Raw genomic sequence first — 15359 nt, 5'->3', positions numbered from 1 at the left:
TCGCTTTCTTGTTTTTTATGATCTCTTTAAATTTCATCTGTGGATAACTAAGAAGAAACTTGTCTAAATATTGTATTTACTCTGTAAATAAAAATATCTTAACGATTATCTGTGGATAACTTTTGCTTTTACTCACAAGATATACAGCAAGATCAAGTGGTGATCTAAACAGCTTTAAAAAGGATCTAACTCATTTATTTTTAAATGAATTTTACCCTTATTCACAAAGATCAGCGATCCTAATAATTATCATAATAAGATCTTTATATATAAAAAGAGATCTTATATTTATAAGCAACGATCATTTTTCTTGATCCTTTGATCTTGTAAACAAAATTCACGGGATCTTCAATCTTCGATTTAAGCAATGATCAATTTGATGTAGAATACGCGGTTACTTTTATGAAGATCAAATTTATCACGCAATTAAGGTTATTATGTTTTATACGGAAAATTATGATGTGATTGTTATTGGTGGTGGACACGCAGGAACTGAAGCAGCGCTTGCTCCAGCACGAATGGGATTAAAAACCTTATTATTAACCCACAATGTGGATACATTAGGGCAAATGTCTTGTAACCCTGCTATTGGTGGTATTGGTAAAGGCCATTTGGTAAAAGAAATTGATGCAATGGGAGGCTTGATGGCAACGGCTGCGGATCAAGCCGGTATTCAATTTCGTACGTTAAATAGCAGCAAAGGCCCTGCGGTACGTGCTACCCGTGCGCAAGCGGATCGCGTGTTGTATCGCCAAGCAGTTAGGATCGCACTTGAAAATCAACCAAATTTAGATATTTTCCAACAAGAGGTTACGGATATTTTGATCGAACAGGATCGTGTATCTGGTGTAGAAACCAAAATGGGATTAAAATTTCGAGCCAAATCCGTGATCTTAACTGCGGGAACATTTTTATCAGGTAAGATCCACATTGGAATGGAAAATTATGCAGGCGGTCGTGCTGGGGATCCAGCTTCAGTGAGTTTAGCTCATCGCTTGCGTGATCTTAACTTACACGTAGATCGTTTAAAAACAGGTACACCACCGCGTATTGATGCGAGGACAATTAATTTTGATGTACTCGCAAAACAACATGGCGATGAAAAATTACCTGTTTTTTCCTTTATGGGATCGGTGGATCAACATCCTCGCCAAATTCCTTGCTATATCACCCATACAAATGAACAAACGCATGAATTGATCCGGAATAATTTAGATCGTAGCCCAATGTATGCTGGCGTGATCGAAGGCATTGGCCCACGTTATTGTCCTTCTATTGAAGATAAGGTGATGCGTTTTGCTGAACGTAATTCTCACCAAATTTATCTTGAGCCTGAAGGTTTGACTTCAAATGAAGTTTATCCAAACGGCATTTCAACCAGTTTGCCATTTGATGTGCAAATGGGCATTGTGAATTCAATGAAAGGGCTGGAAAATGCGCGCATTATCAAACCGGGTTATGCCATTGAATATGATTATTTTGATCCGCGTGATTTAAAACCGACCCTAGAAACAAAAGCCATTAACGGGTTATTTTTTGCCGGACAAATTAACGGTACCACAGGTTATGAAGAAGCTGCTGCACAGGGCTTATTAGCGGGCATCAATGCGGGACTTTATGTTCAGGGCAAAGACAGTTGGTATCCACATCGTGATCAGGCTTATATTGGTGTGTTAGTTGATGATCTTTGTACCTTAGGAACAAAAGAGCCTTATCGAGTGTTCACTTCTCGAGCAGAATACCGTTTATTACTACGTGAAGACAATGCGGATATTCGATTAACCCCAACGGCGCATAAACTTGGCTTAATTGATGAAAAGCGTTGGGTGCGTTTTAATCAAAAAATGGAAAATATTGAATTAGAGCGCCAGCGTTTACGTAGTATTTGGTTGCACCCTCGTTCTGAACATTTAGCACAAGCGAATGCGTTGCTCAATAGTCCATTAAGCCGTGAAGCAAGTGGTGAAGATTTATTACGTCGCCCTGAAGTGAATTATCAATCTCTTACGCAATTAACCCCTTTTGCCCCTGCGATTGAAGATAAAGAAGCCGCTGAGCAAGTAGAAATCGCGATCAAATATCAAGGTTATATTGAACATCAGCAAGAAGAAATCGCACGTCAAAAACGTTATGAAAATACAGAAATTCCCGATAATTTTGATTATGATGCGGTATCTGGATTATCTAATGAAGTGCGGTCAAAATTAATCCAACATCGTCCTACTTCTATTGGACAAGCAAGCCGTATTTCGGGGGTAACTCCTGCGGCAATTTCTATTTTATTGGTGAACCTGAAAAAACAAGGTATGTTAAAGCGTGGTGAATAATGGCTAACATTGAAGAACTTAAAGAAAAATTAAATTTTCTGCTAAAAAGCACCGCACTTTCTGTGAGCGATCAGCAAAAAGCGCAGTTAGTTAAGCTCGTGGCTTTGCTAGATAAATGGAACAAGGCTTACAATCTCACTTCTGTGCGAGATCCGCAAGATATGCTCGTCAAGCATATTATGGATAGCCTTGTTGTCAGTCCTTACTTACAAGGTGAACGTTTTATTGATGTCGGAACAGGCCCGGGCTTACCCGGTTTACCTTTAGCCATTATCAACCCAGATAAAACCTTTGTGTTGTTAGATAGCTTAGGCAAACGCATTAGTTTTATTCGTAATGCGCTGCGAGAGCTAGGCATTACCAATGTTACGCCAGTATTGAGTCGAGTGGAAGAATATCAGCCTGAGGAACTTTTTGATGGCGTATTAAGTCGCGCGTTTGCCTCGCTTAAAGATATGACGGATTGGTGTATTCATTTACTCAATCAACAAGGCATTTTTTATGCTTTGAAAGGTATTTATCAACCTCAAGAAGCATCAGCGTTAAGCCCATCAATTCGGGTTAATAAGATCGTGCCTTTAGTCGTACCTGAATTAGTCGGGGAACGGCATTTGGTTTTACTAACAAAGAAAGCGTGATCGGGATAAAAAAACCATAATAACCTCTGACAGAATATTTAGCATTGCTGTGCTTTTTTGTCAGCTTAGCTATTGCATAAAATCGTGGGAATTGTATAATTTATTTCGATTTTATAAGATGATTTTTTATAAGTAATCAATACGATGTCAAAAATTCTACAACAAACAAGAAAACAATATTATCGTATTTTAGTCATTGAAGGATTACTCATTAGTTTGCTCACGTTGAGTGCTTTTTTATTACTTACTGATGCACAGTTTTTATCCTTATTTGCTGGAATGATATGTGCATTTGTTCCGCAACTTTGCTTTTTGTGGATAATGTTTAGTAAAAACAAAAAAGACTTATCGCAACAAGTAAAACGTTTATACCAAAGTGAAGGGATCAAATTTGGCATAACGGTGATTTTATTTTCAATTTGTTTATTGAACTTACACCCTATATTGCCCTTGCCATTATTTTCTGGCTACTTCGGCGTTATTATTGCCAATAATTTGCTTCCGTTGCTTTTTAGTCATCACACTACAATAAATTCATAGGAAAACATATGTCAGCGGAAGGTTCATCTCAAACATCGATTGAATATATCCAACACCATTTAACTTATCTTTCATCGGGAGAAGGTTTTTGGTCATTTAATCTTGATTCTCTTCTTTTCTCAATTGTTACTGGAATTATTTTCTTGTATTTATTCCGTCGTGTGGCAAAAAAAGCAACAACCGGAGTTCCAAGTAAGTTACAAGCCGCAGTAGAAATTTTAGTTGAGTGGGTTAATGGTGTGGTAAAAGAAAATTTCCATGGAAGTAGAGATTTTGTTGCACCTTTAGCACTTACTATTTTCGTCTGGGTATTTATTATGAATACCATTGATTTATTGCCAGTAGATTATTTACCACAAATTGCTGCAATGCTTTCAGGTGATCATCATATCCCATTGCGTGCGGTGCCTACTACGGATATGAACATTACTTTTGCGCTAGCATTAGGTGTTTTTTGCTTAATTTTATATTACACAGTGAAGTCAAAAGGTTTTTCTGGGTTAGTCAAAGAATATACGATGCATCCATTCAACCATTGGGCATTTATTCCAGTCAATTTTGTTCTTGAAACAGTAACATTAATTTCTAAACCTGTTTCTTTAGCATTACGTTTATTCGGTAATATGTATGCAGGGGAATTAATTTTTATTCTTATTGCCGTAATGTATTCAGCTAATATGTTTGTAGCGAGTTTGGGAATTCCATTACATCTTGCGTGGGCTATTTTTCATATTTTAGTTGTTACACTACAAGCCTTTATCTTTATGATGTTAACGGTTGTTTATTTAAGCATTGCTTATAATAAATCAGACGCACATTAATTTCTTTTAACTTTAACGGGCTCAGCCCATTTTTAATCAAACGGAGAAAACTATGGAAACTGTAATTAGTGCAACAATCATTGCTTCTGCAATTATGTTTGCTTTTGCTGCATTGGGAACGGCAATTGGCTTTGGTATTCTTGGTGGTAAATACCTAGAATCAGCTGCTCGCCAACCTGAATTAGCTAACTCATTGCTTACAAAAATGTTTATTGTTGCTGGTTTACTTGATGCTATCGCAATGATTGCTGTAGGTATTGGTTTATATTTTGCATTTGCAAATCCATTTGCTTCATTATTAGGCGCATAACGGATAATTCTTTACTAGGTAAAGGGTTAATAACTAATAAGTTAGGAGGACCGTTGTGAATATTAACGCAACATTAATCGGGCAAACTATCGCCTTTGTGCTTTTCGTATTATTTTGTATGAAATACGTTTGGCCCCCGATTATTAAGGCGATTGAAGAACGTCAAAGCCAAATCGCAAATGCGTTAAGCTCGGCAGAAGTAGCAAAAAAAGAACAGGCTGATGTAAAAGTTTTGATTGAACAAGAAATGAATCAAGCGAAACTTCAAGCTCAAGAAATTGTGGATTTAGCGAATAAACGCCGTAATGAAATTCTTGAAGAAGTAAAAGCAGAAGCTGAAGCATTGAAAGCAAAAATTATTGAACAAGGTCATGCTGAAATTGAATCAGAGCGTAAGCGTGTTCAAGAAGAATTACGTGCAAAAGTTGCTTCTTTAGCCGTTGCTGGTGCTGAGAAAATTGTGGGTCGTACAGTTGATGAAGCGGCAAACAATGACATTATTGATAAATTAGTTGCAGAATTATAGGAAGGTTGAGCTTATGTCAGAATTAACTACCATAGCTCGCCCTTATGCAAAAGCAGCATTTGATTTTGCCGTTGAACAGCAAGCGCAAAATAAAAGTGCGGTAGAAAAATGGACAGAAATGTTAAGTTTTGTTTCTCAAGTGGTTGAAAATCAAGAGATGCAAAATTTTCTTACTAGCGATTTATCTGCCAATAGCGTTGCTGATACGGTGATTTCAATTTGTGGCGACCAACTTGATCAATATGGGCAAAATTTGATTCGGTTAATGGCTGAAAATAAGCGTTTAACTGTACTTCCTGCAGTATTTGCACAGTTCCAACATTATGTCAGAGAACATCAAGCCATTGCAGAAGTGAATGTTGTCTCAGCTCAACCATTAAGTAAAGAGCAACAAGATAAAATTGCTGTAGCAATGGAAAAGAAACTTGCTCGTAAAGTTAAATTAAATTGCAGCATTGATAGTACCCTGATTGCAGGTGTAATTATTCGTACCGATGATTTTGTCATTGACGGAAGTAGCCGAGGTCAATTGGCTCGTCTAGCAAATGAGTTGCAATTATAAGAGGAATAAAAGATGCAACTAAATTCAACTGAAATTAGTGAATTAATTAAAAAACGCATTGCCGAGTTTAATGTAGTAAGCCAGCCTCGTAATACGGGAACCATTGTTTCTGTTAGTGATGGGGTTATTCGTATTCATGGGCTAAGCGATGTAATGCAAGGGGAAATGATTGCATTACCCGGTAATCGTTATGCTATGGCACTTAACTTAGAACGTGATTCAGTAGGTGCGGTAGTGATGGGACCTTATGTTGATCTTTCAGAAGGAATGGAAGTTCAATGTACAGGACGTATTCTTGAAGTACCAGTAGGTCGAGGTTTATTAGGCCGAGTAGTGAATACGCTTGGTCAGCCAATTGATGGAAAAGGTGAAGTTGAACATGATGGCTATTCACCAGTAGAAGTGATTGCGCCGGGTGTTATCGATCGTAAATCTGTTGATCAGCCTGTTCAAACGGGTTATAAAGCAGTGGATTCAATGGTACCAATTGGTCGTGGTCAGCGTGAATTAATTATCGGTGACCGTCAAACAGGTAAAACTGCATTAGCGATTGATGCCATTATTAACCAAAAAGACTCTGGTATTAAATGTATCTATGTGGCGATTGGTCAAAAAGCCTCAACCATTGCAAACGTTGTGCGTAAATTAGAAGAACACGGCGCATTACAAAATACGATTGTTGTTGTGGCATCTGCATCTGAATCTGCTGCACTCCAATATCTTGCCCCTTATTCAGGCTGTGCAATGGGAGAATATTTCCGTGACCGTGGTGAAGATGCTCTCATTGTTTATGATGATTTATCAAAACAAGCGGTAGCTTATCGTCAAATTTCATTATTATTACGTCGTCCACCGGGTCGTGAGGCCTTCCCGGGTGATGTATTCTATTTACATTCTCGCTTACTTGAACGTGCATCTCGTGTTAATGCAGAATATGTTGAGCGTTTCACGCAGGGTAAAGTAACAGGTAAAACAGGTTCTTTAACGGCATTACCAATTATTGAAACCCAAGCAGGTGACGTATCCGCTTTCGTTCCAACCAACGTAATTTCTATTACCGATGGTCAGATTTTCTTAGAGTCTAACTTGTTTAACTCAGGGATTCGTCCTGCGGTAAACCCAGGTATTTCGGTATCTCGTGTAGGTGGTGCGGCGCAAACTAAAGTCATTAAAAAATTGGCTGGCGGCATTCGTACCGCACTTGCGCAATATCGTGAATTAGCCGCCTTTGCTCAATTTGCTTCAGATCTTGATGATGCAACCCGTAAACAACTTTCTCACGGTCAGAAAGTAACAGAATTATTGAAACAAAAACAATATTCTCCATTAAGCGTTGCACAACAAGCATTAGTTCTATTTGCCGTTGAATTCGGTTATTTAGAAGATGTTGAGTTAGATCGTATTGCATCTTTTGAATCTGCCCTTTTAGAGTATGCAGCACATAATTATGCAGACTTTATGAATGGTTTAACCAAAACTGGCGATTATAACGATGAAATCAAAGCGACATTGCAAGCAATTTTAGATAATTTCAAAGCAAACAGCGCTTGGTAATTCACATAACGGAGAAAATCAATGGCAGGTGCAAAAGAGATAAGAACCAAAATTTCCAGTGTTCAAAGTACACAAAAAATTACTAAGGCAATGGAAATGGTTGCTGCATCGAAAATGCGTAAAACGCAGGATCGAATGTCATCTTCACGTCCGTATTCAAATGCAATACGCCGTGTAATTAGCCACGTGTCAAAAGCCAGTATTGGTTATAAACATCCGTTTTTGGTAGAACGAGAAGTAAAAAAAGTAGGTATCTTACTTGTCTCAACAGATCGTGGATTATGTGGCGGTTTAAATATCAACTTATTTAAAACCGCACTTCAAGAAATTAAAGGTTGGAAAGAAAAACAAGTGGAAGTTTCACTAGGCTTAATTGGTGCGAAAGGTATCGGTTTTTTCCAATCTCTTGGCTTGAATATTGAGGCTCAACATTCTGGTATGGGTGATACGCCTTCTGTTGAAGAGTTAATTGGTACGGCAAATCAAATGTTTGATGCTTATAGAGAAGGCAGATTAGATGCTATCTACATTGCTTATAATAAGTTCATCAACACAATGTCGCAAAAACCTACTTTAGAAAAACTTGTTCCTTTGCCTGAATTAGACAATGATGATTTAGGTGAACATACCCAATCTTGGGATTACATTTACGAACCTGAACCAAAAATATTGTTAGATAGTTTATTAGTTCGTTATTTAGAATCTCAAGTTTATCAAGCGGTGGTTGAAAATTTGGCTTCTGAACAAGCAGCTAGAATGGTGGCGATGAAAGCAGCAACTGATAATGCAGGTAATTTAATTAAAGACTTGCAATTAGTTTATAACAAAGCTCGCCAAACAAGTATTACAAATGAATTGAATGAAATTGTTGCTGGTGCAGCAGCAATTTAAGTAGAGAGGATCGATAATGGCAACTGGAAAAATTGTACAAATCATCGGTGCGGTTATTGACGTTGAATTTCCACAAGATGCTGTACCAAAAGTATATGATGCGTTAAATGTTGAAACAGGCTTAGTACTTGAAGTGCAACAACAATTAGGTGGTGGAATTGTACGTTGTATCGCAATGGGTTCATCAGATGGTTTAAAACGCGGTTTATCCGTATCTAACACAGGTAAACCAATTTCTGTTCCAGTAGGAACAAAAACACTAGGACGTATTATGAACGTACTTGGTGAACCTATTGATGAACAAGGCCCTATTGGTGCGGAAGAAGCGTGGTCTATTCACCGTGCCGCCCCAAGTTATGAAGAACAAGCAAACAGCACGGAATTACTTGAAACAGGGATCAAAGTTATCGACTTAATCTGCCCATTTGCAAAAGGGGGGAAAGTTGGTCTATTCGGTGGTGCGGGTGTTGGTAAAACCGTAAATATGATGGAATTAATCCGTAATATTGCGATTGAACACTCTGGCTATTCCGTATTCGCAGGGGTAGGTGAACGTACTCGTGAAGGTAACGACTTCTATCACGAAATGACAGAATCTAACGTATTAGATAAAGTCTCTCTTGTTTATGGACAAATGAATGAGCCACCGGGTAACCGTCTGCGTGTTGCATTAACGGGTTTAACGATGGCAGAAAAATTCCGTGATGAAGGACGTGATGTTTTATTTTTCGTAGATAATATCTATCGTTATACTCTTGCAGGGACAGAAGTATCCGCATTACTTGGACGTATGCCATCTGCGGTAGGTTACCAACCAACACTTGCAGAAGAAATGGGTGCATTACAAGAGCGTATTACTTCAACCAAAACAGGTTCTATTACCTCTGTGCAAGCTGTTTATGTTCCTGCTGATGATTTGACTGACCCATCACCAGCGACAACCTTTGCTCACTTAGACTCAACCGTTGTATTAAGTCGTCAAATTGCTTCATTAGGTATTTACCCAGCGGTAGATCCACTTGATTCAACCTCTCGTCAATTAGATCCACTCGTTGTTGGTCAAGAACATTATGATGTCGCTCGTGGCGTACAAGGTATCTTACAGCGTTATAAAGAATTAAAAGATATCATTGCTATTCTAGGTATGGATGAGCTTTCAGAAGAAGATAAACTTGTGGTTGCACGTGCGCGTAAAATTGAACGTTTCTTATCACAACCATTCTTCGTTGCAGAAGTATTCACAGGCTCACCGGGTAAATATGTATCATTAAAAGATACCATTCGCGGTTTTAAAGGTATTTTAGAAGGTGAATATGACCATATTCCAGAACAAGCGTTCTATATGGTTGGTTCTATTGATGAAGTGCTAGAAAAAGCCAAAAATATGTAATCACTTCAAGCCAGATTAAAACTTGAAGGAGAATCACAATGGCAACATTAAATTTAACGGTTGTAAGTGCAGAAGAAAGTATTTTTACAGGTAAAGTAAAAAGCATTCAAGCCACAGGGATTGAAGGGGAGCTTGGTATTTTACCGGGCCATACCCCATTATTAACGGCAATTAAACCAGGTATCGTCAAATTGACCTTAGAAAATGGCAATGAAGAAGTTATCTATGTTTCTGGTGGCTTTTTAGAAGTTCAACCGAATGTCGTTACTGTCCTTGCGGATGTGGCAATTCGAGGTAAAGAGCTTGATGCAGATCGTATTTTAGCAGCAAAACGTCAGGCAGAAGAGAATATTGTTTCTTCAGCAAAAGATGCTAATTATGAATTGCTTGCAGCTAAACTTTCTAAAGAATTAGCTAAACTCCGTGCTTACGAACTGACCGAAAAATTAGTCAAAAACAAACGCTAATTTAACCGCATTTAAAAAAACCACCTTTGGGTGGTTTTTCTTTTTCTATCCAAAGATCCCCTGAAAATATTTTGTGAAACATATCTCAAAATAAAAAGTTTGAAGTTTTTATATTTTGAAATATATGTTCTAATTTCATTGAATGTGAAAAAAGGGGGAATATATGAATAACCATATACAGCAGCGTTATGTTTTTGCAAAAGAACTCATTAAGAATGTGGGGGAAATAGCGCTCTCATTTTACTTAAATAGAGATAAACTTAATATTCAACATAAAAAGGGCGAAGCGCAAGATTTAGTAAGCATAGCTGATCAAAATGTTGAAAAAGAGATAAAAACAGCATTAAAAATTCACTTTCCAAATGATGGTTTTTTAGGCGAGGAATCAGGAGCGGATGGACTTGATAAGGACTTTTGTTGGGTGGTTGATCCCATAGATGGCACAAGTCCTTTTTTATATGGTTTACAAGCGTGGTGTATTTCCATTGCGGTGCTTTACAAACAGGAAATCGTCATTGGACTCATTTATGATCCATTACACAAAGAACTTTTTCACACAATGAAAGGTGAAGGGGCTTTTGTGAATGAGGTTCCTTTATCGACATCAAAAGTGATTTCTTTACAAGAAGGATTAGTCGGGTTAGGAATGTCTCATCGTGTTCCGCCGAGTATGTTTGTGCCGGTTATCGATCAGGTATTAAAAGAAGGAGGGATGTTTGTCCGTAATGGTTCAGGCGCATTAACTTTGGCCTATGTTGCCGCAGGTAGACTCATTGGATATTTTGAACCGCATATTAATGCATGGGATTGTCTTGCTGGTATTTTATTAGTTCAAGAAGCTGGTGGCCAAACCAATGATTTTTTAGCCAATGATGGATTACTAAGAGGAAATTATATCCTTGCCAGTTGTCAAGGCATATTTAATAAACTTGAATCTATTCGAACCTTAACTTTTTAGGAGAAAAATACAATGTCTATTTTAAACTTCTTTAAAGCAAGCCCAGCTATTCCGCTTAAAGGTTATACTGAAGCAATGTTTAAAAGCACAAGAATGAAAAGTTTCTGGGCATTTTCTTTTGCTTATGCTATTTATTATGTTTGTCGTTTATCTTTCAATGTCGCTAAACCTGCCTTAGTAAATAATAATATTTTGACCCCAACGGAACTTGGCGTGATAGGCTCTGCTATTTTTATTACCTATGCTGTTGGTAAGTTTGTAAATAGTGCCGCAGCAGATCATTCTAATATTGTACGTTACCTTTCTGTAGGATTATTTTTCTCTGCACTATGTAATTTTGCAATGGGAATGACGACAAGTGCAATTTTTCTTACCATTATTTGGGGATTTAATGGCTGGGTACAATCAATGGGAGTTGGACCTTGTGTAGTTGCACTTTCACGTTGGTATGATGACAAAGAACGAGGTTCTTACTACGGATTTTGGTCTGTAGCCCATAATGTTGGTGAAGGAATAACTTTCGTCGTTACTGCCGCAATTATTACCACTTTCGGTTGGCGCTTTGGCTTCAGTTTTGCTGGGATTATGGGATTACTGGGTGTGCTAGTTGCAATAATGTTTATGAAAGATTCACCCGCTGCTTGTGGCTTTAAACCTATTATTACAATGGATAAACAAACCAAAGAGTTAGACAATAAAGAAGTATTGAAACATCAATGGGATGTGATTAAAAACCCCGCTATTTGGGTGTTAGCAGTGGCTTCTTGCTGTATGTATATTGGTCGTTATGGTGTAAATAGCTGGGGGGTATTTTTCCTTGAAAATGGAAAAGGTTATACAACATTAGAAGCCGCATCAATCATTAGCGTAAATAGTATTGTTGGAATTTTAGGGACGATCGTTTCAGGTTGGTTATCAGATCGTTTCTTGCAAGGTAAGCGAAATATTATGACGGTCGTAGTGAGTTTACTTAATGCACTTTCTCTTGCCGCATTTTTATTTGCACCAGCAGGTAACACTTGGCTTGCTATTGCCGCACTTTCTGTTTTTGGTATTACTTTAGGTATTCAACTTTGTTTCTTAGGTGGTTTATTAGCAACAGATATTTCCCACAAATCAGCGTCAGGAATTGCATTAGGAATGATGGGCGTTTTTGGTTATGCGGGGGCAGCGGCTGGTGAATTTTTAACAGGTTATATGATTGATAAAACTACGGTGATTGATTCGGCTGGTAATAAAATTTATGATTTCGATTCTCTCTCATATTTCTGGGTAGGGGCTGATTTACTGTCCGTTATTGCTGCAATTATTTTCTCAATTTTGGTTGTATATCAAACGAGAAAATCGAAAGAATGAGTTTAATTTTTTAAATAAAAAGTGCGGTAAAAAATATCCAAATTTTCCACCGCACTTATGTTTTAATGAATTACTTCACTTCCGCTAAAATTTTGGTGAGTAATTGCCAGTAGGTTTGTACGGCAGGGATATGCACTTTCTCATCAGGAGAATGGGCGTTAATGATGGTTGGGCCGATAGACACAACATCTAAATTTGGATAGATTTTTTTCAATAATCCACATTCTAATCCTGCGTGAATCACTTTAATTTCAGGTTTATAACCTAAAATGTCAGCATAAATTTGGCTTGTTAAGGCTAAAATTTTGCTTTCTGGCTGAGGTTCCCAACCGGGGTAATCACCAGAAAATGCCACTTCCGCATCACAAAGTTCAGTTAAAGATTGTAAGGTTTCTTGCACATAGTGTTTACCACTTTCAATTAATGAGCGGATTAAAATTGTTGCGTGAAGGTGGTTATTTTCACTCTTTATTAAACCTAAACTTAACGAGGTTTCCACCACATTTTCTAAGGCATCACTATTGCGGATTACACCGTTTGGTAGGGCGTTTAATAAATTAATAACCTTATTTTGTGAAGTGCGGTCTAAAATTGTTTGTGGTTTTTCTGTGGGTTGTAAAAATAATTGGAGATGAGGTTCGGCAATGGCTAATTCCGTTTTTAATAATGTTGCAAAATTTTCTACCGCACTTTGTAATGGCGCTATATCACCATCAAAACATAAGGTAACAAATGCTTCACGAGGAATGGCATTACGCACTGAGCCCCCATTAAGCTGGCTAATAGCAACATTAATTTGTGGGTAATGTTGTTGTAGATGAGCAAGAAAACGCACTAAAGTTTTAATTGCATTAACACGCCCAGTATGAATATCTACGCCAGAATGCCCACCGCGTAAGCCTTTTAGTACGAGTTGATAGCTGTGCGTATAAGTATTTTCTGTTTGTTGGATCGGAATATTAAGATCAGCATTAACCCCACCGGCACAACCAATATAAATTTCACCATTTTCTTCAGTATCGGTATTGATCATAATTTGGCTTTTGAGCCAATTTGGACGTAAACCAATTGCGCCTTCCATACCTTGTTCTTCGGTCATTGTGAGCAAAACTTCTAACTCTGGGTGAGCAAGGTTTTCCTCTTCTAAAGCGGCAAGCGCAGAAGCAAGACCAATACCATTATCTGCACCTAAGGTTGTGCCTTTGGCAGTAACCCATTCACCATCAATATAAGGTTGAATGGGATCGGTTTGGAAATTGTGTGGGGTGTCTTCGTTGGCTTGTGGCACCATATCAAGATGAGCTTGCAGCACCACGGTAGGGCGATTTTCCATACCAGCGCTTGCAGGCTTGCGAATTAAAATATTGCCGACTTCATCGCGCTCGACAAAAAATTGTTTTTCTTTCGCCCAATTTACGATGAAATTAGCCAGTGCTTCTTCGTGATAAGATGGGTGAGGAATGGCACAAATTTGATCGAACCATTTCCACAACAAGGTAGGTTGAAGTTGTTGGATTTCAGACATAGTTTTTTCCTCAAATGAAAAAAATTCATCAAAATAATAGCATAAAAATTGGTTTCAAGTTATCCTAACGCAATTTTATTTATTGGGCGGTTTCCGCTCCTTTCTTAAGTTAAGGTGAGTTATGAGTGAAAAATATGTTGTGACTTGGGATATGTTCCATATGCACGCACGCAAATTATCTGAACGTTTATTGCCAGCATCACAATGGAAAGGCATTATTGCAGTGAGCCGTGGGGGATTGTTTCCTGCTGCGGTATTGGCGCGTGAATTGAGCATTCGCCACGTTGAAACCGTGTGTATCGCAAGCTACGATCATAATCAGCAAGGCGAATTAAATGTTTTACACGCCGCGCAAGTGCCTAATGGCGGCGAAGGCTTTATCGTGGTTGATGATTTAGTAGATACTGGCAACACGGCGCGTGCCATTCGTGAGCTTTATCCAAATGCACGTTTTGTTACTGTTTTCGCAAAACCGGCAGGGGCGGATTTAGTGGACGATTATGTGATCGATATTCCACAAAACACTTGGATTGAACAGCCTTGGGATATGGGCATCACTTTCGTTCCACCATTGGCGAGAAAATAATTTGTGATAAACGCTGGGCTTGCCAGCGTTTTTTATAGAAGTTAAAAGATGAGCGTGTTTAATCATTATCTGGAAATGCAAGAGCATTTTCTTTATGTGCCTTATTACCATCATCACCGCCGTGTGCGTGTGTTGTTGCCAAAAGATTATCACAACGAACCTTGGCAGCATTACCCTGTGCTTTATATGCACGATGGGCAAAATGTGTTTTATAGCAAAGAATCCTATTCAGGTCATTCGTGGAAAATTATTCCTACCATTAAGCATTATCAGCATTTGCCGAAACTCATTATTGTCGGCATTGATAATGCAGGGGCAGAACGGCTGAACGAATATGCCCCTTGGCGGACGGATGTGGGCAATAACGATGACGTGCGCAATGTGGGCGGACGTGGTGCGGAATATGCGCAATGGGTGGTTAATGAGGTTAAAACATTTATCGATAAAACCTACCGCACTTTACCAAATGCAGAAAACACCTTGCTTGCAGGTAGTTCAATGGGCGGCATTATCACCGCTTATATGGGGGCGGCTTATCCGCACATTTTTGGCCATTTGGGCGTGTTTTCCCTTGCTTCTTGGTTTAGTGAACCTGCGTTTATGCACTTTATTCATCACTACCCTTTACAACCACAAAGCCGCGTATTTATCCAAGTTGGTACAAATGAAGGCGATGAAATGGATTCGCAATTTATTTCTAATATGAACCAAGCCTACATTGATTGCACCCTGCGTTATTATCAGGCTTTGCTACGCACAGGGCATCCGCTCGATCATATCCGCTTACGCATTATGGCAAATGAAATCCATCACGAAATGCACTGGGCAGATCATTTTGTCGAGTTTTTGCATTTTGCGTTGTTGGATGATTATTAGCTTATATGAATTTTAACTCAGTTTATATATAC

Annotated in this window: 16 protein-coding genes; 15 read left to right on the top strand and 1 reads right to left on the bottom strand. The window is 38.4% G+C overall.

What is annotated here, in order from left to right; translation table 11 throughout:
* Window positions 1-437 precede the first annotated feature (437 nt).
* The 13 genes from mnmG (at window position 438) to L4F93_RS04055 (ending at window position 12340) form a co-directional block, all read left to right on the top strand.
* On the top strand, window positions 438-2327 hold the full coding sequence (mnmG, locus tag L4F93_RS04115; RefSeq protein WP_250351244.1) for a tRNA uridine-5-carboxymethylaminomethyl(34) synthesis enzyme MnmG: 1890 nt from the start codon (window positions 438-440) through the stop codon (window positions 2325-2327).
* The gene (rsmG, locus tag L4F93_RS04110) at window positions 2327-2965 is read left to right on the top strand and encodes a 16S rRNA (guanine(527)-N(7))-methyltransferase RsmG (protein ID WP_250351243.1); all 639 of its coding nucleotides are present in this window, start codon (window positions 2327-2329) and stop codon (window positions 2963-2965) included. The genes mnmG and rsmG overlap by 1 nt, the downstream gene beginning before the upstream one ends.
* Before the next feature lie 144 nt (window positions 2966-3109).
* Window positions 3110-3505: an ATP synthase subunit I gene (locus L4F93_RS04105; protein WP_250351242.1), complete on the top strand. Its 396-nt coding sequence runs from the start codon at window positions 3110-3112 to the stop codon at window positions 3503-3505.
* Between the two features lie 8 nt (window positions 3506-3513).
* On the top strand, window positions 3514-4326 hold the full coding sequence (atpB, locus tag L4F93_RS04100; protein ID WP_250351241.1) for a F0F1 ATP synthase subunit A: 813 nt from the start codon (window positions 3514-3516) through the stop codon (window positions 4324-4326).
* Between the two features lie 52 nt (window positions 4327-4378).
* Window positions 4379-4636 carry a F0F1 ATP synthase subunit C gene (gene atpE / locus L4F93_RS04095; protein ID WP_250351240.1) on the top strand — a complete coding sequence of 86 codons (258 nt, stop codon included), beginning with the start codon at window positions 4379-4381 and terminating at the stop codon, window positions 4634-4636.
* Between the two features lie 55 nt (window positions 4637-4691).
* Window positions 4692-5162, top strand: a complete 471-nt coding sequence (gene atpF, locus L4F93_RS04090; protein WP_250351239.1) for a F0F1 ATP synthase subunit B — start codon at window positions 4692-4694, stop codon at window positions 5160-5162.
* 13 nt (window positions 5163-5175) lie between these two features.
* The gene (gene atpH, locus L4F93_RS04085; protein ID WP_250351238.1) at window positions 5176-5724 is read left to right on the top strand and encodes a F0F1 ATP synthase subunit delta; all 549 of its coding nucleotides are present in this window, start codon (window positions 5176-5178) and stop codon (window positions 5722-5724) included.
* A 12-nt stretch (window positions 5725-5736) separates the two neighbouring features.
* Window positions 5737-7278: a F0F1 ATP synthase subunit alpha gene (gene atpA / locus L4F93_RS04080; RefSeq protein ID WP_250351237.1), complete on the top strand. Its 1542-nt coding sequence runs from the start codon at window positions 5737-5739 to the stop codon at window positions 7276-7278.
* Window positions 7279-7299: 21 nt separating this feature from the next.
* A complete protein-coding gene (gene atpG / locus L4F93_RS04075) occupies window positions 7300-8169 on the top strand; it encodes a F0F1 ATP synthase subunit gamma (RefSeq protein ID WP_250351236.1) in 870 nt (289 codons plus the stop codon).
* Between the two features lie 16 nt (window positions 8170-8185).
* Complete coding sequence (gene atpD, locus L4F93_RS04070; RefSeq protein WP_250351235.1) at window positions 8186-9559, top strand: F0F1 ATP synthase subunit beta; 1374 nt, start codon at window positions 8186-8188, stop codon at window positions 9557-9559.
* 38 nt (window positions 9560-9597) lie between these two features.
* Window positions 9598-10026, top strand: a complete 429-nt coding sequence (locus L4F93_RS04065; RefSeq protein WP_250351234.1) for a F0F1 ATP synthase subunit epsilon — start codon at window positions 9598-9600, stop codon at window positions 10024-10026.
* Between the two features lie 163 nt (window positions 10027-10189).
* Window positions 10190-10984, top strand: a complete 795-nt coding sequence (locus L4F93_RS04060; RefSeq protein ID WP_250351233.1) for an inositol monophosphatase family protein — start codon at window positions 10190-10192, stop codon at window positions 10982-10984.
* A 12-nt stretch (window positions 10985-10996) separates the two neighbouring features.
* Window positions 10997-12340, top strand: a complete 1344-nt coding sequence (locus L4F93_RS04055) for an MFS transporter (protein ID WP_250351232.1) — start codon at window positions 10997-10999, stop codon at window positions 12338-12340.
* A gap of 70 nt (window positions 12341-12410) precedes the next feature.
* On the opposite strand, the gene L4F93_RS04050 is transcribed toward L4F93_RS04055, so the two are convergent.
* The gene (locus L4F93_RS04050; RefSeq protein ID WP_250351231.1) at window positions 12411-13865 is read right to left on the bottom strand and encodes an aminoacyl-histidine dipeptidase; all 1455 of its coding nucleotides are present in this window, start codon (window positions 13863-13865) and stop codon (window positions 12411-12413) included.
* 121 nt (window positions 13866-13986) lie between these two features.
* Here L4F93_RS04050 and gpt point away from each other — a divergent pair, with 121 nt between their 5' ends.
* Together gpt and L4F93_RS04040 are read left to right on the top strand one after the other, a co-directional pair.
* Entirely contained in the window at window positions 13987-14451 is a 465-nt protein-coding gene (gpt, locus tag L4F93_RS04045) for a xanthine phosphoribosyltransferase (protein WP_115248727.1), read from the top strand.
* A 48-nt stretch (window positions 14452-14499) separates the two neighbouring features.
* A complete protein-coding gene (locus tag L4F93_RS04040) occupies window positions 14500-15327 on the top strand; it encodes an alpha/beta hydrolase (RefSeq protein WP_250351230.1) in 828 nt (275 codons plus the stop codon).
* Window positions 15328-15359 lie beyond the last annotated feature (32 nt).

Origin of the sequence: Avibacterium sp. 20-132, assembly GCF_023611925.1 — a bacterium.
GTDB lineage: Bacteria > Pseudomonadota > Gammaproteobacteria > Enterobacterales > Pasteurellaceae > Avibacterium.
Note: the sequence above shows the minus strand (reverse complement) of the source record. Positions and strands in the feature narration are given on the sequence as shown.